At 39.6% G+C, this 13,058-nt stretch carries 13 protein-coding genes; 4 read left to right on the top strand and 9 right to left on the bottom strand.

The window, feature by feature from the left end; translation table 11 throughout:
* Nucleotides 1-46: 46 nt before the first annotated feature.
* Nucleotides 47-1,156, bottom strand: a complete 1,110-nt coding sequence (locus G6R02_RS10715) for a tetratricopeptide repeat protein (protein WP_164669252.1) — start codon at nt 1,154-1,156, stop codon at nt 47-49.
* A gap of 65 nt (nt 1,157-1,221) precedes the next feature.
* Here G6R02_RS10715 and G6R02_RS10720 point away from each other — a divergent pair, with 65 nt between their 5' ends.
* Nucleotides 1,222-1,581 (top strand): DCC1-like thiol-disulfide oxidoreductase family protein, encoded by a 360-nt coding sequence (locus G6R02_RS10720; RefSeq protein ID WP_164669253.1) that lies wholly within the window; start codon nt 1,222-1,224, stop codon nt 1,579-1,581.
* On the opposite strand, the gene G6R02_RS10725 is transcribed toward G6R02_RS10720, so the two are convergent.
* The 3 genes from G6R02_RS10725 to G6R02_RS10735 all read right to left on the bottom strand — a co-directional run bounded on the left by G6R02_RS10725 (nt 1,573) and on the right by G6R02_RS10735 (nt 4,313).
* A complete protein-coding gene (locus G6R02_RS10725; protein WP_164669254.1) occupies nt 1,573-2,397 on the bottom strand; it encodes a VanW family protein in 825 nt (274 codons plus the stop codon). The genes G6R02_RS10720 and G6R02_RS10725 overlap by 9 nt on opposite strands.
* A 214-nt stretch (nt 2,398-2,611) precedes the next feature.
* Nucleotides 2,612-2,863: a hypothetical protein gene (locus G6R02_RS10730; protein WP_164669255.1), complete on the bottom strand. Its 252-nt coding sequence runs from the start codon at nt 2,861-2,863 to the stop codon at nt 2,612-2,614.
* A gap of 235 nt (nt 2,864-3,098) precedes the next feature.
* On the bottom strand, nt 3,099-4,313 hold the full coding sequence (locus tag G6R02_RS10735; protein WP_164669256.1) for an NAD(P)/FAD-dependent oxidoreductase: 1,215 nt from the start codon (nt 4,311-4,313) through the stop codon (nt 3,099-3,101).
* A 168-nt stretch (nt 4,314-4,481) separates the two neighbouring features.
* On the opposite strand from G6R02_RS10735, the gene G6R02_RS10740 reads away from it, so the two are divergent.
* Complete coding sequence (locus tag G6R02_RS10740) at nt 4,482-5,144, top strand: DNA-3-methyladenine glycosylase family protein (protein ID WP_164669257.1); 663 nt, start codon at nt 4,482-4,484, stop codon at nt 5,142-5,144.
* A gap of 2 nt (nt 5,145-5,146) precedes the next feature.
* Complete coding sequence (locus tag G6R02_RS10745) at nt 5,147-5,587, top strand: SgcJ/EcaC family oxidoreductase (RefSeq protein WP_164669258.1); 441 nt, start codon at nt 5,147-5,149, stop codon at nt 5,585-5,587.
* 318 nt (nt 5,588-5,905) lie between these two features.
* On the opposite strand, the gene G6R02_RS10750 is transcribed toward G6R02_RS10745, so the two are convergent.
* Entirely contained in the window at nt 5,906-6,634 is a 729-nt protein-coding gene (locus G6R02_RS10750; RefSeq protein WP_164669259.1) for an SDR family oxidoreductase, read from the bottom strand.
* 359 nt (nt 6,635-6,993) lie between these two features.
* Here G6R02_RS10750 and G6R02_RS10755 point away from each other — a divergent pair, with 359 nt between their 5' ends.
* Nucleotides 6,994-7,713 carry a tubby C-terminal domain-like protein gene (locus G6R02_RS10755; protein ID WP_164669260.1) on the top strand — a complete coding sequence of 240 codons (720 nt, stop codon included), beginning with the start codon at nt 6,994-6,996 and terminating at the stop codon, nt 7,711-7,713.
* Between the two features lie 210 nt (nt 7,714-7,923).
* Here the strand turns inward: G6R02_RS10755 and G6R02_RS10760 are convergent, their stop codons facing one another.
* Genes G6R02_RS10760 through G6R02_RS10775 form a run of 4 tightly spaced genes read right to left on the bottom strand, consistent with a single transcriptional unit; the run spans nt 7,924 to nt 12,749 of the window.
* The gene (locus G6R02_RS10760; RefSeq protein ID WP_164669261.1) at nt 7,924-9,057 is read right to left on the bottom strand and encodes a zinc-dependent alcohol dehydrogenase; all 1,134 of its coding nucleotides are present in this window, start codon (nt 9,055-9,057) and stop codon (nt 7,924-7,926) included.
* A 59-nt stretch (nt 9,058-9,116) separates the two neighbouring features.
* Nucleotides 9,117-10,190: a Ger(x)C family spore germination protein gene (locus G6R02_RS10765; RefSeq protein WP_164669262.1), complete on the bottom strand. Its 1,074-nt coding sequence runs from the start codon at nt 10,188-10,190 to the stop codon at nt 9,117-9,119.
* Nucleotides 10,180-11,274, bottom strand: coding sequence for a GerAB/ArcD/ProY family transporter (locus G6R02_RS10770; protein ID WP_164669263.1), 1,095 nt, complete (start codon nt 11,272-11,274; stop codon nt 10,180-10,182). Before G6R02_RS10770 ends, G6R02_RS10765 begins: the two co-directional genes overlap by 11 nt.
* 11 nt (nt 11,275-11,285) lie before the next feature.
* Nucleotides 11,286-12,749: a spore germination protein gene (locus G6R02_RS10775; protein ID WP_164669264.1), complete on the bottom strand. Its 1,464-nt coding sequence runs from the start codon at nt 12,747-12,749 to the stop codon at nt 11,286-11,288.
* Between the last annotated feature and the right edge of the window lie 309 nt (nt 12,750-13,058).

Consider the following 13,058-nt stretch of genomic DNA (forward strand, 5'->3'; position numbering starts at 1 on the left):
CTCAACTTTTATACTACTGTGTATTTAAAACGCTGTCAACATAATTTTAGGCTTTTGCGTTCGTCATTTTTACAAATTTATCTTCGTACATCCGTTTCTTCTTGTCATTGTTCGTATTATCAAAAAACGCAATAACATCAGCCAGCGCATTTTCGAGAAGCTGCCTGTCCTGTGTCAGCTCAAGACGCTCAATTGCTTTTTCATAATTCAACCCGGCATCACGAATCCGTTTCTTTTCCATATGCTCCAGACAATACGCATACTGCATATAAATCATACCGAGCTGACGATGGGACGTATACTGCAATTTCTTATACACTTCGATGGCTTCCCGGTAATACGGAACTGCCTCATCAAGCTTGGACTGATCAAAATAGTAAAATGCCATCTCGGTGAACGCCTCTGCATGTGACACCGTATTCTCAAGGGTTGATCCCTCAAGCAACTGTAACGCCTCTTCCAAATATGGATAGGCCTCTTCGTTCTGGTTATTGCTGCCGTACGTTTTAGCGATACTGACCAGACTTTTAATTTTCAGCTCCGGATTCGAATCTCCCGCCATTTCAATCACTTTATGTAAATAAGAAACAGATTCATCTGCATTATTTTGCATCGATTGAAGCATGCCGATTTTAAAATGGATATACAAAATCATATACTGATCGCGGTTATAGTCCTCCTGAAAATGACTCAATCCTTTTTGATAATATTTTATCGAACGGACGTATTTTTCCAGCTTTTCTTCCGTTTCCGCAAGAACGAGGTAACCACGTGCAAGCTTGATACGGTCTGCTTCATCATTTTCTTCCATCTGTTTAACAGCAGCACTCATAATCCGACGTGCCAGTTTATAGTCACACATATACGCCAGCTCACCAAGCAGCGCCAAATCACTGCCCTCTTCCTGGTACATGCCGTAAATTATATCAGATGCTGCTTTCATTTCGCCGATTTCCGCATGACATATCGCATCAACCATCTTTAATTTCTCTACAAGCGCTTTATCTGTCTTAAGTTCCTCCTGTAAAGCACCTGACTTAGTCAAGACGTTCGGATAGTGTCCACGCTTAAACTCTTCAAGTATTTCTACCACTTTTTCTCTGTTCTCATCTGATATATTATCTTGAAAATGCTCGTCCAAATTAAGAATATCCATCAAAACATCCCTCCTGACTAAATTTTAACCAAATTTCATGTTAAAATAAAGAAAAGAGGGGTGTGATGGAGATGATAGTTTATTTTGACAGTTACTGCAGGATGTGCACAAGTTCATCAAGTTTCTGGAAAAAAATCGACTGGAAGAACCGGCTGACATTTGAATCATTCCGTACCATTGAAAACTACCCGAAGGAAATGGAAAAAAGTTTGCATGTGTATCATCGTGAGGAATGGCATAAAGGCTACAATGCAATAATGGAAATTTCCAAAAAGCTGCCACTACTGTGGATCCTACTGCCGCTCATGTATGTTTTCAAATGGATTGGCCTTGGCGACTTCATTTATAAAAAAATCGCAAAAAACCGTAAGCTCGTGCCTGTTAATCAGTGTGACGATGACGGATGCAAAATTGACTTAAAGTGACTCGGAAGAATAAATGCTGATTTTCATCTTCCCTTCGTCAGCAGAGGCACGGATTAGAATAGGCTGATTATAATTATTTTTAAACACAAAATCAGGACCATACCAGCTGACGGTAGCATCCCGTCCTGGTGGTACATACGGCACACTGCGGCTGTGCGAATACCGTTCAACAATCTGTATTCCTTTCAACTCCACCGCATTATACAAAGTTGATGATACTTGGCAGATACCACCGCCAGTATCTTCAGCCAGCTCACCCTTCACAATAACCGGAGCTCGTTTATATCCTCTTTCCTTCGTCCGTTTACCGACTACTTTATTAAATGAGAATTTCTCACCCGGAAAAACAACATAGTTATCAATGGCCTCCGCTGCAAGTGAAATATTATGTGACCTTTCCTTGTTGCTTACCTTAAAATAAGTCAAATAACTTCCAATTTCCTTTTCACGGATTTCTGCCAGCAGTTCACTGTCGACCCGTGGATAAATTTCGCGTTCAGGAAGGGATATTTTATCAACATTCTCCTTATAAAAATAATCCTGAAAAAGCTGCTGAAACTTAACCCGATCGAGTGTTTTGCCAGGCTTTTCCTCGACTATTTCTCCATTATCATTAAGCTTTGCATTTGTTGGTGCTTGATATATTTTTTCATTCAGAATATCCATTTGCAATTCAAGCTTATTATTGTTTACAAACAGCCGGTCCAGATAGACTAATGAAAAGTCTTCCTTTACCAATTCCCCTACATCATTGTCATCATGCGTTACGGTTAAAGGTGTGGAAACAAGCAAAAAAGACAAGATAACGGTTATCATCAAACCACCTCCTGTCTTTAGTATTCGATATAAAGTAAAAAAAATGTGTATATGTTGGATCAAGAAGTCCATTTACTACTCTAGTCTATAACACGCAAAACATTTGGAGATAGTAGCTGTATTATTTTCATATTATCGGTGTTAAGAGTTATTGACGATTCTCATTGTCGAGCTTCGTTTGTCACAAAAAAATATTGTGATACGACTGTGGAAACTAAAAAATATAAAATGCAAAAACAACCAATGAAAGGACAATCGTAACGGAATAAATGGCAATCTGTAATGGCACATTTGATTTCAGTGATGATGACTCGTATTCGTGTGACCGCTTCAGTTGATCCTCAATCGTGTCACCTTCTTCTTCATACTTTTTCATTTTCTTTTCTTCCTGCTTAAATGCAAATAACGTCCCCGCCAATGCAGCAATAAATAGGACAGCCAAAAGGATAATAAGTTCAATACTCACGGAAAACCCTCCTTTAATAACACCAATATAAACTATTTACACTATACAAACAGTGATATTTATCACATACTAAAAACCATCCTGCACGGAACAGGATGGTTTATTATTAATTTAACGGAAATCTCGCGAATCCTCCATTGTACGGGTTGCCACCGTATACCCCACTACGGATGCAATCGCAAGCAATAAAACATATAGTACTCCATTTTTCATGAAAATGTCCCTCCTCAAAATATTAAATCATACGTAATTTACCTTTTTTCAGGATAAGTTTCGGTCCGCCAAGCAAGAACAGGTAACGGTTGTCAATTACTTTTTTCATAGCAGTAGCGGATGTACCATAAAGAAGATGATCATCAAATACCGTACCCATGGCATCCTTTTCACCAAGTGAAGCAACGGTACCTTTATCATCAAAAACAAAGTCTTCAAGCGGTCCGCCATGAAGCAATGCTTTCAGGTTTGATGAGCATGTATCTGCATGCTGCATTGCTGCCTGTGCAGTCGGCGGGAATGGACGTCCTTCCTCTTTGTTCATTACCCATGCACAGTCACCCAGAATGAAGATATTATCTTCCCCAGGAGCACGCATGTCACCCTCAACGGTTACTTTACCTTTTGTAATTTCGAATCCTGATTTTGACAGAATGGAGTTACCTGTTACCCCGCCAGTCCATACGATCGTTCCGGCTTTAATTTCTTCCGTTTCGTCACCTTCACCGATAACGAAGCTGTTCTTCTTACACTCGGAAATTTTTGCGCCTTCCCTGATTTCAACTCCGCGATCCTGCAATGACTTTTTAGCATACGCAACCAAATCTTCATTAAACCCAGGCAGAATTCTTGGAGCTGCTTCCACATTAATGATACGCGCTTTGCTGCGGTCAATATCATATTTTTTGCAAAGCTCAGGAACTTTTTCAGCCAGTTCACCGACAAACTCAATTCCGGTGAAACCGCCACCGCCGACAAGGATTGTTAAATCGTCATCATTTTTCTTGTCGGAAGTACTGTATTTTGCAAATTGATATTCAATATGCTCACGGATCATGCGGCTTGATTCGATATCTGTAATAGAAAACGCATTTTTTTCCATTCCTTTGATACCGAATGTATTTGTTTCAAAGCCGAGTGAAATAACAAGATAGTCATATGTAATTTCACTGTTCTTCAATACGACACGATTAGCGTCTTTTTTCACTTCAACAACTTCATCATAGATTAAGCTTACACGATTTGGATTAATGACATCACTAATCATCATGCGTGCCTGGTTCTGATTTACAGTACCTGCAGCAACCTCATGAAGCCATGTTGTCTGGTAGTGATAATTATGCTTGTTGACCAGTACCAATTCGGCTTCTTCTGGTCTTAATTTTTGCATTAAGCGTTTTGTTGTCATCATTCCGGCATATCCTGCACCAAGAACGACTATTTTTGGTTTACCCATATAAAATCCACCTCTCTTAATTAATTAATAGAATCTAATATGATTAAAACTTTTTCTACTCTATCTATAATATCAAAGTTTTAAATAATAGGCTAACAAACCAACGTCAACAACGCTATTTTTTGTAAATAACTAAAATTAATTCTACAATTATGTTGAGGTGTAACTATGGATAAAATAACTATACGGACAGATGACCAGGCAGTTAAGGAGTTAAGCGACGTTGATTTACAAATGAAAAAGCTGGTGGAAATCGTTGGTGATATTGAAGTTAAGATGCGTCCTGATCTTTTTAAATCACTGGTACGTTCCATGATTGGCCAGCAAATTTCCGTTGCAGCAGCAAGCGCCATCTTTGGCCGGCTTGAAGAACTGTTGGACTACGACATTACAGCAGATGCATTTTTCGAAACTTCCCATGAACAATTACGTTCGATTGGCTTATCAGCACGAAAAATAACCTATCTAGGTGACCTTGCTGAGAAAGTTCATAAAAACAAGATTGAACTGGACAAGTTACACGAACAGGATAATGAAAAAATTATTAAACAATTGACAAGTATAAAAGGCATCGGCAAATGGACTGCTGAAATGTTCCTTATTTTTTCCCTGGGGAGAATGAATGTACTGGCAGTCGATGATATTGGAATCCAGCGCGGCGCAAAATGGCTGTACGAAGTCGATAAATCAGAACGGCGGAAAATATTAATCGACAAAGAACCGATTTGGAATCCGCATTTAACCATAGCTTCGTTCTATTTGTGGGAGGTTGTCCATCTCGACTTTGAACGAAAGTATAATTCAATTGACGAGATACAAGGAGGAAAATAAAAATGAATGACATTAATGACATCAAAAAGCTTTATGAGAAATTGATTGATGGATGGAATAACCGGAATGCTGATCAAATGGCGCAACTGTTTACCGAATCCGGTGAACAGATTGGCTTTGATGGCAGTCTTTTGACAGGTCCGGATAAAATTATTAAAGAACTTAGCGCCATTTTTGACAGCCATCCAACACCACCGTTTATAAGTGTAGTTCAGGAAGCTCACTTTATCGGAGAGGACTCGGCAATACTGCGAGCCATCGTTGGAATGGTGCCACCTGATAAAACAGAATTGGACCCTGACTTAAACGCCTATCAAACTTTGGTTGCCGTCAACCGAGATGGCGAATGGAAAGTAGAATTATTCCAAAATACCCCTGCTCAATATCACGGACGACCGGAAATGGTTGAGGAAATTACGCAAGAATTAAAGAAGCATATGTAAGCTTTGAAAGAGGCTGAGACATATCAAAAAAGTGTTCACAAAAGACGAACAATGTATGGGAACAGCGGAGGGAATATACGTAGACTCCTGGGGGAGGAAAGGCATCGGTGAGACTACGAAGTGCGTAAGAGCTTCGTAGGCCCACCAGCCGCCCCCGGCTAAGAAGACACTGCGAAAACGCACTTTTTGAGCAGATGTCGCCTTGGTACCCGGAGGTGTGAAAGCGAAGTATATTCCCGGAGCGGTTTTATACACCATTTCCACTATGTTCGGTTTCTGTTTTTGATAAAACACTTTTGTCCCAGCCTCTTCCATTTTTTATACAGGGCGTACCGTTACTTCGTTCACATTCACGTTATCAGGCTGTGTTACTGCATAAACAACTGCACGTGCAATATCGTTAACATCCAGTTTACGCTTGCTGTTATTGAATTTTTCTTTCAGTTCGTCAACGGATCCATGTGTGGCAAGATCTGTATCCACCGCTCCAGGAGAAATATTTGTGATACGCACACCGGTTCTGGCAAGTTCTTTTTCCAGTCCCATTGATAGTGCACGCACTGCGAATTTGGTTGCAGCATATACAGCATTCACTTTGGAAACTTCATGTCCCGCAACTGAGGAGACATTAACAAGATGTCCCGCTGAACGTTCCAGCATCTTAGGTAAAACAGAATTGATACCGTAAAGAACACCCTTAATGTTTACATCAATCATCTGATCCCACTCATCTGTTTTACCCTGTTGGACCTGGGAAAGCAGCATCAGTCCGGCATTGTTAACAAAAATATCAATCTCACCGAAAGCTTCTTCAGCCTTGTCACTAAGCCGATTCACATCTTCTTTTTCGGTGACATTTGTTTCAACTGCAATAGCCTGTCCATTTCCTTTTTTATTAATTGATTCCACAAGTTCATCCAATTTCTCTTTTCTCCGGGCAGCCAGTACTACATTAGCTCCTTCATTTGCCAGATGTTCGGCAATCGCAGCACCGATTCCACTGCTCGCACCTGTTACAACTGCGGTTTTATTTTGTAAATTCGTCATAAAACTTCTCCTCCTTTATGAATCAGTCTATCATGTATTGTTTTTCTTTTGAAAAAATGCCACTTATTGATTCCGGGAAACGATTAATAGGATGAAGAATGCTTTTAATAAGTTATTGCTCGCACGTTCGGGTGGGCTTCTCGCAAGTTTAAGGCTGTTCTTCGCACGTTTAAGGCTGTCACTCGCACGTTTAGTGTTTAATCGTAATAACTCTGCCGTAATATCCATCTTTAATAGAACCTTCTACTATTACAATCGTTTCTGAAATCAAAAAGGTGGCATGAAAAAATATGAAACATTTTTCAAAACTGCCCGTACTACTGCCTGCAGTATCTTAGACAGAGAAAGGATGCATATTATTGGCCAGATTATTGGTATTATTTATTTTTGGATTCATAGGACTATCCTTACGTTTCATTCTGAAGGGAGAGTTTGAACTCAATCAATTATTATTATTAATTCTGTTTCCTGTTGCGTCTGTAATCATATTTTTCATAATGAAATACCAGCATAATAAAGATCTTGCCTACAAACCGGTATCAGATCATAATTCTCTTGTAACACGCCTGGGTGACCGCGTTTCCACGACAAAAAAACTTATATATAACGGCGAGAACCAAATTGGTACATATCACCGTTCATATAACAGCTGGTGGAAGCGTATTGTTGCAGACATCATGGATACGCCCGGACAATGGTATCTTAATCTGACGTTTGAAATGTTGAATGGCGATCAAATTAAACTGCAGGGAATTAATGAAAATAAGATACGCGGCAACAATTCATGGATTATTTTGTGGAACGACCAGGAAGTTGGCACGATTCAGACGGATTACTCGTTCAAGAATGCAAAAAAACTTAGGGAAAGTCTCTATCTCGAATACGACGGCAAGACATATCATTATCAATCATTAAGTGTTAAGTCAAAAACGGAAATCACACTGGATCACACACCAATCGCAACAGGTGAACGCTCAAGTGGGTTTGTTTACAAACTGGAGGTTTCAGATTTCCATAAAGACGAGGAGGAAATATTGTTCATGGTCTATATTCTGTTTAACTACGAATTTGGACAGTGAAAATTACCGATTTTAATAAATGTGCTGTTGATTCAACGGGTGGCTGGTATTGGAGGCCACCCGTTGTTAGCCTGAATTGTGAACTTTAGCGTTTTGATTGTGAACTTCGAGCAAACCAACTGTGAACTTTGGTGAAAACATTGTGAACTTCGGCGGAATCCCTGTGAACTTCGGCATTTCGACATAATCCGACACCAATTCCCCGCCAATTCAAGGCCGCAATACAACCTTAATACAATCATCTTCTTTTCCATTAAACATCTTATACCCATCCGCAGCATCGTCTAAAATCATGTGATGCGTGATGATTTCTGTTGGATCAATTTCACCTTGTACTATCTGATGATAAAGTTTATCCATATAGGACCTGGCATGGGCCTGCCCGGTCTTTAACGTAATATTCCGGCTGAAAAATGGCCCGAGTGGAAACATATTGTAGAGTCCGCCATAAACACCGGTAAGCTGGACGGTTCCGCATTTCTTCACTGCTTTTGTTGCAATCTGAATGGCACCAAGTGTTCCACCCTGCAGCCTCATTTTCTGCCCGACGAATTCAAGTGGTGACTTTTTGCCATCCATGCCGACACAATCGATCACTACGTCTGCTCCGCCTTTTGTTATTTCCTTAAGCTCTTCTCCCATATCTTTATACTCGGCAAAATTGAAAATTTCAGTCCGGTTCATTTTTTTGGAATGTTGGAGTCGAAATGGGATATGATCAACTGCAATCACTCGTGATGCCCCTTTTTGCCAGGCAAACTTTTGTGCCATCAGTCCAATTGGGCCACAGCCTAAAACTACAACTGTGTCGCCCTCTTTCACACCAGCATTCTCAACACTCCAGTATGCAGTCGGCAGAACATCCGACAAAAATAACAGGGAATCATCTTCCAATTCACAATCCTCCGGCACTAAAAACGGCGTAAAATTACCAAATGGAACGCGCAGGTACTCAGCCTGTCCACCCGGATAATTACCAAATTTCTCTGAATAGCCAAAATAACCACCCGAATCATAATGCGGATTGGAATTGTCACATTGAGCCTCCAGGTGATTCTCGCAATATGGGCACTGACCACAGGCTACGGTGAAAGGGATGACAACACGGTCACCTTTTTTAACCTTTGTTACATCCTTACCGACTTCCTCGACAATCCCCATTGGCTCATGACCAATCATATATCCAATTGGCAACGGAAAATTCCCCTGGTATAAATGGAGATCAGAGCCGCAAATCGCCGTTGAGGTTACCTTTATAATAACGTCTTCTGAATCCTGAATCTTTGGAAACTCAACATTTTCAACACTTATCGAATATTTGCCCTGATATGTTACAGCTCGCATGATTATCCACCTCTATTTTATTGACTATTTCCTATGAAGTTTCATCTGCTTGAAAGAACCTATCGTCTTACACCAATCTCTACAAGAGTAAATTTTATTTTCACATCTATTGGCAGGTCCTGATATCCTTCTTTGAATTTCTTTCTGTCATACGACCGGCTGCTGCTCTGTACATGTTCTTCAATACCAAGTGGATCAATATTTAATTCCTGAAATTTATTAATTAATTTCAGTGCGTTCTTTTTAAAATTTTTTTCCAGGTCTTTTTCAATTTTAGGTATTCGAGAAGTCATTTTCTTTCCGGTGTATTCTCTAACCGCCCCACGAAATTTAACGTCGAATACAACGTTATAATTTCCATTCTCTTTTGTTATATGGACATCTCTTGTGGACTGGATGTTATCAATTGCTGTCTTGTATTCCTCTGTCACGTAATTATATTGTCCCTCGCCGATATTCTCATATAGTATTTTAAAAATAAATCCCTTTTCAACAGGTATAGTTTCAACAAGTTTATCATTGTCAAAAAAAGCTAATGCAGTAAGACCCGGCACTCCTTCCTTCATACCCAGCATCGGTAAAAATGGATCATAAGTTTTACTGCTGACAGCATAGGAAAACATTTTCAGGTTGGTTGTCGGTAAACTTCCGTCCTTTATATTGTGCTCCAATAAATCTGACAGAAAGATACCTGCACCCTTATTGCTTTTCACATGACTCATAAAATCAGCTGTTGACCCTTTTACAATTCCCAAATATAAGCCGGAGCCTATCCCCGGATCTCTTAAAAGGTGATCAATATAATCGTTGAGCCCCCGTTTAGCCATCTCGTCATTATACAAGGCTACTTCCATTTTCCCGCTTAAAAGTTCTTCAGAAGCCTGGGCATTCAACTTTTCCCTGTTCTCATATACCATGGAAGCTGTAGTTGTATATAATAAATCCTCTACTGTTTTTTCAGGGGTATACGTTGGGGTGATCACGGTTGACCGAATGGTATCTTCTTCAACATAGTCATAACCTACTGTTGTAATCATCAAAATCTGATCGATTATCGATTTAGGCATACCGAAATTGGCAATGAGACCTGTTAACAGGAGAACAAAAAATAAAACATATTTTTTACTGCGCATTCTTCTTCACCTTTCTCCGAATGAAGTTGATTAGAAACAACGCTGGAATATAAATAAACAAAAATACAGAACCAACTTTACCTATTGTGTTGTTCAGCAGGTTTACCCCTTCCCTGCCTGTAAAAAATATACTTGCAAAGTAGACAATAACGAGTACTACAGCCGCCGTTTTTTTGTAAGATACATTAAATAGCTTGTGTATCGTCCGCGTACATGCCCATGAGTATAGTACGAGATTTGGCAATATGCTGAAAAACAATGTCGCAATCCCAAAATATTCAAAACGTGCCATAATCGGCAATTCAATTATTTTCCACAGTCCGAGTGTTGCCCAGATCACGTTTTCAAGCTCACTCTGACTGTAATAAATATATGAAACAAAGCAAATAAAGACATATAAAACAGTCGTATACAGATTCCCGTAATGCGCAAATCTCTGGGACTTTTGGGATTCACGGATAAAAGGATAGAAGACAAGTATGGTTGCCACACCAAGGAAGTTCAGTATCGCCAATGATGAAGACTGCACGATCTCAATTATGGAGTGATCAAAAACCGGGAGAATACTTGTTATATGTGAATATTTCACTGGAATAAGAATCGTAAACACCAAAAAGAACGGATAGACAACCCCCAGGAAACAGACTCCTGTAACGATTCTCAGCTTACCCGAGATAGTGTAATACATAAGCGGAACAATTAATAATAACAACCCCCATACTTTTATATATGGAAACATCCAAACCTGGATAATCTCAGCATAGGTACGCAACACAACCACTGTCATAAACAATAAATATACTGAAAATAGAATGGTAAAAAAACCCCCGAGCCATTTTCCAAAAGTAAATCGGTGAATCGCAACAATATCTGTCTCCGGGCTGTCATTATTGTTTAAAATCTTATACATGATCCATATGATTATATTTAAACCAAGTCCCGCGACAATTACAGATATCCATGCATCATGCCCGGCATATTTATTTATGATACTTTGAAAGCCAAGAACACCAACACCAATCTGTGCACCGGTTATCAGGAAAAATACCATGAATGCAGGGACTTGATCACTTACTTTAATCATAGCTAACTCCTCTATTTATCATCATTATGTGCAGTAGGCCGATTGACTTTAGTTGGACGAACCTGAATCGGCCGCTTATTTTGTACATTAAACGGAAGTCGGATCATTGCATCCTTTAAATCCTTGTACCGAAACGGATAAATCGGTTCCATGAATGGTCGTCCCAACGATGTCAGCTTTAACAAGTGAACCATAATATATCCGATACAAATAGCTACACCCAAAAGACCGTATACATGTGCAAAAAGCAGCAATGGGAACCGGAACAGACGAATCGTATTACCTATCTGATAAACCGGCGTTGTAAACGAACCTAATGCAGCAAGGGCAATTAGAATCAGCAGTACATTACTCGTCAGCCCCGCTTCAACAGCAGCTGTTCCGATGACAATACCACCCACAATACCAATCGTTTGACCGATTTTAGTAGGAAGCCTTGCACCTGCTTCCCGAAGTAACTCAATTGTCAGTTCAAGAATTACTGCTTCCAGGATTGGTGGGAATGGCACCTGTGTTCTGGAACTGACTAATGGTCCAAGAAGGGATTTCGGTATTAATTCGAAATGATGTGTAAGCACCGCAACATATAACGGCGTAATCAATATAGAGAAAAAAACCGCAAATAATCGGATAAGACGAAACGCTGAGGCAAGTGTCCAATTTAAAAAATAATCCTCAAACGCCGAAAAGAATTCCACCAAAGTTGTCGGTCCAATAAGAACATGTGGCGATCCATCGACGAAAATGGCTACTTTCCCTTCGGATAAAATAGCAGCAATCCGATCAGGTCTTTCCGTATCAAGTAATTGCGGAAAAGGTGAATTTTGATTATCCGCAATCGTTTGGTGTATATACGAACTGTCGATGACCTGGTCGATCTGCAAGTCCTTTAATCGCTGAAGCACAGTTTGTACATTTTCCTCATCTACTATCCCTTCAATGGATACGACCGCAACTTCAGTTTTTGTAATGGTACCGACATTCAACTTTTCGATATTTAACTCAGGGATGTTAAGTCGCTTTCGAATCAAATTTAAATTTACATCAATACTCTCAACAAAAGCTTCTTTCGGGCCTACAACACTGAATTCCACTTCCGGTTTAGACACCTGTCTTGTCTTTGCCAATTGCGCCGGTACTAACAAGTATTGCGTACTGACATTTTCCATATAGACAAACACAAAACCCTGAATCATCATTTCTCGCACTTTTTCTGGTTTGTCTATTAACTGGGTTTGGGTGACAGGAATAATACTTTTCAGTTCATACAAATCGCTGTAATCGTGTTGCTGTACATACGGTAAAATGAATTTTTCCAGTTTTTCCTGGCTTATGGCAGTTTTTAAATATCCAAGACACATAAAGTTTTCATTGTGTTCAAATTGATAGTTATTGAAATCGGCATTCTGTTTCATTTTCTCAAGAAATTTTTCAAAATCTCGTTGCATTTTCTTTTCTGATGCATTCTTTTTCATAGGAACATCCTCTTTTTATGTACATCCATGCTTATAGTATGAAGAATATATGGGTATCTTATGCAATCAGCTGGATGGTTAAAATGCACCACCTTTTAGTTATTGCAACTAATTAAATATGCAATTGATTATAGAACGAATGAAGGACTTTTCATCGTAACCTCGATGAGTTACCTTTCTCCAGATTTTCAGCTTTATTCGGGCACTCATAACCCCAATGAGTTACCTTTCTCCGGATTTCCAGCTTCGTTCGGGCACTCATAACCTCAATGAGTTACCTTTCTCCAGATTTCCAGCTTCGTTCGGGCA

Origin of the sequence: Virgibacillus doumboii, assembly GCF_902806455.1 — a bacterium.
GTDB lineage: Bacteria > Bacillota > Bacilli > Bacillales > Amphibacillaceae > Lentibacillus > Lentibacillus doumboii.

Bases quoted from the DNA above. Each gene is read 5' to 3' on its own strand.
- G6R02_RS10750 (WP_164669259.1), bottom strand. From the start codon at position 6,634: ATGACGAATTTACAAAATAAAACCGCAGTTGTAACAGGTGCGAGCAGT.
- G6R02_RS10715 (WP_164669252.1), bottom strand. From the start codon at position 1,156: ATGGATATTCTTAATTTGGACGAGCATTTTCAAGATAATATATCAGAT.
- G6R02_RS10735 (WP_164669256.1), bottom strand. From the start codon at position 4,313: ATGGGTAAACCAAAAATAGTCGTTCTTGGTGCAGGATATGCCGGAATG.
- G6R02_RS10720 (WP_164669253.1), top strand. From the start codon at position 1,222: ATGGAGATGATAGTTTATTTTGACAGTTACTGCAGGATGTGCACAAGT.
- G6R02_RS10740 (WP_164669257.1), top strand. From the start codon at position 4,482: ATGGATAAAATAACTATACGGACAGATGACCAGGCAGTTAAGGAGTTA.
- G6R02_RS10775 (WP_164669264.1), bottom strand. From the start codon at position 12,749: ATGAAAAAGAATGCATCAGAAAAGAAAATGCAACGAGATTTTGAAAAA.
- G6R02_RS10765 (WP_164669262.1), bottom strand. From the start codon at position 10,190: ATGCGCAGTAAAAAATATGTTTTATTTTTTGTTCTCCTGTTAACAGGT.
- G6R02_RS10770 (WP_164669263.1), bottom strand. From the start codon at position 11,274: ATGATTAAAGTAAGTGATCAAGTCCCTGCATTCATGGTATTTTTCCTG.
- G6R02_RS10760 (WP_164669261.1), bottom strand. From the start codon at position 9,057: ATGCGAGCTGTAACATATCAGGGCAAATATTCGATAAGTGTTGAAAAT.
- G6R02_RS10745 (WP_164669258.1), top strand. From the start codon at position 5,147: ATGAATGACATTAATGACATCAAAAAGCTTTATGAGAAATTGATTGAT.
- G6R02_RS10725 (WP_164669254.1), bottom strand. From the start codon at position 2,397: ATGATAACCGTTATCTTGTCTTTTTTGCTTGTTTCCACACCTTTAACC.